The sequence below is a fragment of the Pseudoxanthomonas sp. LjRoot204_2 genome (assembly GCF_056175765.1).
Genome location: NZ_JBGFFG010000368.1, coordinates 1 through 3,414, shown reverse-complemented (window position 1 = coordinate 3,414; position 3,414 = coordinate 1). Strand labels below are relative to the sequence as shown.

Annotated in this window: 2 protein-coding genes; both read right to left on the bottom strand. The window is 67.1% G+C overall.

What is annotated here, in order from left to right; translation table 11 throughout:
• Positions 1-2,772, bottom strand: a complete 2,772-nt coding sequence (locus tag AC04L7_RS14885; protein ID WP_475513300.1) for a valine--tRNA ligase — start codon at positions 2,770-2,772, stop codon at positions 1-3.
• Positions 2,773-2,841: 69 nt separating this feature from the next.
• Positions 2,842-3,264: a DNA polymerase III subunit chi gene (locus tag AC04L7_RS14880; protein ID WP_435996882.1), complete on the bottom strand. Its 423-nt coding sequence runs from the start codon at positions 3,262-3,264 to the stop codon at positions 2,842-2,844.
• Positions 3,265-3,414 lie beyond the last annotated feature (150 nt).

Below are 3,414 nucleotides of genomic sequence, written 5' to 3'. Positions count from 1 at the left end.
TCAGAGCTTCGCGCGCTGCCCGTGCAGGGCGGCGAGCTGGTTGCTCCAGTCGACGAGGCGCTGGCGTTCCTGTTCGACCACCGCCGGCGGCACTTTGTCGGTGAACTTGGCCAGCTTGGCCTCGCTCTTCTCCTTCTCGCTGGCGACGCGTGCGATTTCCTTGTCCAGGCGCGCGCGTTCGGCATCGAGATCGACCAGGCCTTCCAGCGGCACCAGCAGCTTCAGCTCACCGACCACCGCGGCTGCCGAGGCGGGCGCATCGGCGCCGGCGTCCAGCCACTTGATGCCTTCGAGCTTCAGCAGGAACGAAAGCGGCGCGGTGAAGCGCTCGATCCGCGCGCGGTCCTGCGCGGCACCGTCCTGCAGCAGCAGGCGGACGGTCTTGCCCGGCGAGACGTTGAGCTCGCTGCGCACGCGGCGCAGCGTGGACACCATCGTCTTCAGCCATTCCACGTCGGCATCGGCCTGCGCGTACTCCTGGCCGGCGAAGTCGCCGGCGACCGGGTAGGGCCGCAGCGACACGGTGCCGCCGTCGATGCCCAGCTTCGGCGCGACCTGCTGCCACAGTTCCTCGGTAACGAACGGGGTCAGCGGATGCAGCAGGCGCAGCAGCGACTCCAGCACGTACAGCAGCGTGTGGCGGGTGCTGTCGGCGGCAGTCGCGTCATCGCCATTGAGCGCGGGCTTGGCGAGTTCGACGAACCAGTCGCAGAACTCGTTCCAGGCGAACTCGTACAGCGCCTGCGACAGCAGGTCGAAGCGGTAGGCGGCGAACTGCGTTTCAGCTTCGGCGACGACCTTGGCCAGGCGCGAGAGGATCCACTTTTCCGCATCGGTCTTCGGCTGCGGCTGGCCGCTGGCGGTGAAGCCGTCGGTGTTCATCAGCACGAAGCGGGTGGCGTTCCACAGCTTGTTGCAGAAGTTCTTGTAGCCCTCGGCGCGGCCCATGTCGAACTTGATGTCGCGGCCGTGCGTCGCCAGCGCGGCGATGGTGAAGCGCAGCGCGTCGGCGCCGTGCGGCACGATGCCGTCCGGGAATTCCTTGCGCGTGGCCTTCTCGATCTTCTCGGCCATCTTCGGCTGCATCAGGCCGCCGGTGCGCTTGGCCACCAGGTCTTCCAGCGAGATGCCGTCGATGATGTCCAAGGGGTCGAGCACGTTGCCCTTCGACTTGGACATCTTCTGGCCGTCCTTGTCGCGGATCAGGCCGGTCATGTAGACGTCGCGGAACGGCACCTGGCCGACGAAGCTGTCGGTGGCCATCACCATGCGCGCCACCCAGAAGAAGATGATGTCGAAGCCGGTGACCAGCACCGACGACGGCAGGTAGCGGTCGAAACCGCGCGCGGCCATCGCCTGCGTGTCCGGCCAGCCCATCGTGCTGAACGGCCACAGCTGCGAGGAGAACCAGGTCTCCAGCACGTCGCTGTCCTGCGTCAGCGCAACGTCGGCGGACAGGCCGGCCTTGGCGCGCGCCTCGGCTTCGTCGCGGCCGACGTAGCAGTTGCCCGCGCCATCGAACCACGCCGGGATGCGGTGGCCCCACCAGAGCTGGCGGCTGATGCACCAGTCCTGGATGTTCTCCATCCAGTGGCGGTAGGTGTTGATCCAGTTCGGCGGGACGAACTTCACCTCGCCGGATTCGACGAGTTCCAAGCCGCGCTTGGCCAGGCCATCCATCTTCACGAACCACTGGTCCGTCAGGTAGGGCTCGATCACCTGGTTGGTGCGGTCGCCGCGCGGCACCTGCAGCTTGTGCGGCTTGGTTTCGACCAGCAGGCCGAGGTCTTCCAGGTCCGCGAGCACGACCTTGCGGGCTTCGTAGCGGTCCAGGCCGCGGTACTTTTCCGGCGCGTTCTCGTTGATCGCCGCGGTCGGCGTCAGCAGGTTGATCAGCGGCAGGTCGTGGCGCAGGCCCACCTGGTAGTCGTTGAAGTCGTGCGCCGGCGTGACCTTGACCACGCCCGTGCCGAACTCGCGGTCGACGTAGTCGTCGGCGATGACGGGAATCTCGCGGTCGGTCAGCGGCAGCTTCACCGCCTTGCCGATCAGGTGCGCGTAGCGTTCATCGTCCGGATGCACCATCACGGCGGTGTCGCCGAGCATGGTTTCCGGACGCGTCGTGGCGACTACCAGCGAACCGCTGCCGTCGGCCAGCGGATACTCGATCGACCACAGGAAGCCGTCTTCCTCGACGTTCTCCACTTCCAGGTCGGAGATCGCGGTCTTCAGTACCGGATCCCAGTTGACCAGGCGCTGGCCGCGGTAGATCAGCCCCTGCTCGTGCCAGTGCACGAACGCCTCGATGACCGCCTTCGACGCATCGTCGTCCATCGTGAAGGTGCTGCGCGACCAGTCGCCCGATRCGCCCATGCGGCGCATCTGCCGCTCGATGGTGTCGCCGGATTGCGCCTTCCATTCCCACACCTTGGCGATGAAGCCGTCGCGGCCCAGCGAATCGCGCGTCTCGCCCTTGCCTTCCAGCGCCAGGTTGCGGCTGACGACCATCTCGGTGGCGATGCCGGCATGGTCGGTACCCATCTGCCACAACGTGTCGTAGCCGCGCATGCGGTGGTAGCGCACCAGTGCGTCCATCAGCGTGTGCTGGAACGCGTGGCCCATGTGCAACGTGCCGGTGACGTTCGGCGGCGGCAGCAGCACCGTATAAGGTTCGCCCTTGCCACTGGGTTTGAAGTAGCCGGCCGCCTCCCACTGTGCGTACAGGCGGGATTCGAAGGATTTCGGGTCGTAGCTGGAGGCGAGGTCGGTCATCGTGTCGGTGTGGTTGCTGCGATCGTGCGAACGCGGATCGCGTGGCCGGCGGCAGCGCCGCCGAGGGCATTACATGTCGTGCTTGTTCACGTCGTAGCCGCGCGCCTTGTACTGCTTCCAGCGCTCGCGCAGCGGCTCGCGCGCGGACGGGTCGGCGGGCACCACTTCCAACACGCGCTCGCAGTCGCCGGCGAAGGCGTCGTCGCGCAGGTTGATGACCAGCGCGCGGGCGGGTACGTCGACATCGGGCGTGGCGATCAGCACGGGCGTCAGCTCGTCCTCCTCGTCGCCGGCGATCTGGTGCGGGATGTAGGCGTCCGGATCGAACTCCCACAACAGTTCGTCGAGCGCTTCGGCCTGCGCCGCGTCGCGCGCCAGTACCAGCGTCCACTGGTTGCTGTCGTAGGCCTTGCGGGCCAGTTCGCAGACCAGCTTGAGCGGTTCCTCAAGGAAGCGCGGCTTGGCGATCAGGTAGAAGTCGGCACGGGCCATGGCGTCGGGTTCGCGTCGCCGGTCAGGCGMCGCGGTCCAGCAGCCACTGGCTCAGCAGGCCGACCGGTCGGCCGGTGGCCATGCCGCGCTTGCCTTCGTCATTGGAGACGCCGGCGATGTCCAGGTGCGCCCAGCGCTGGCCTTCGGTGA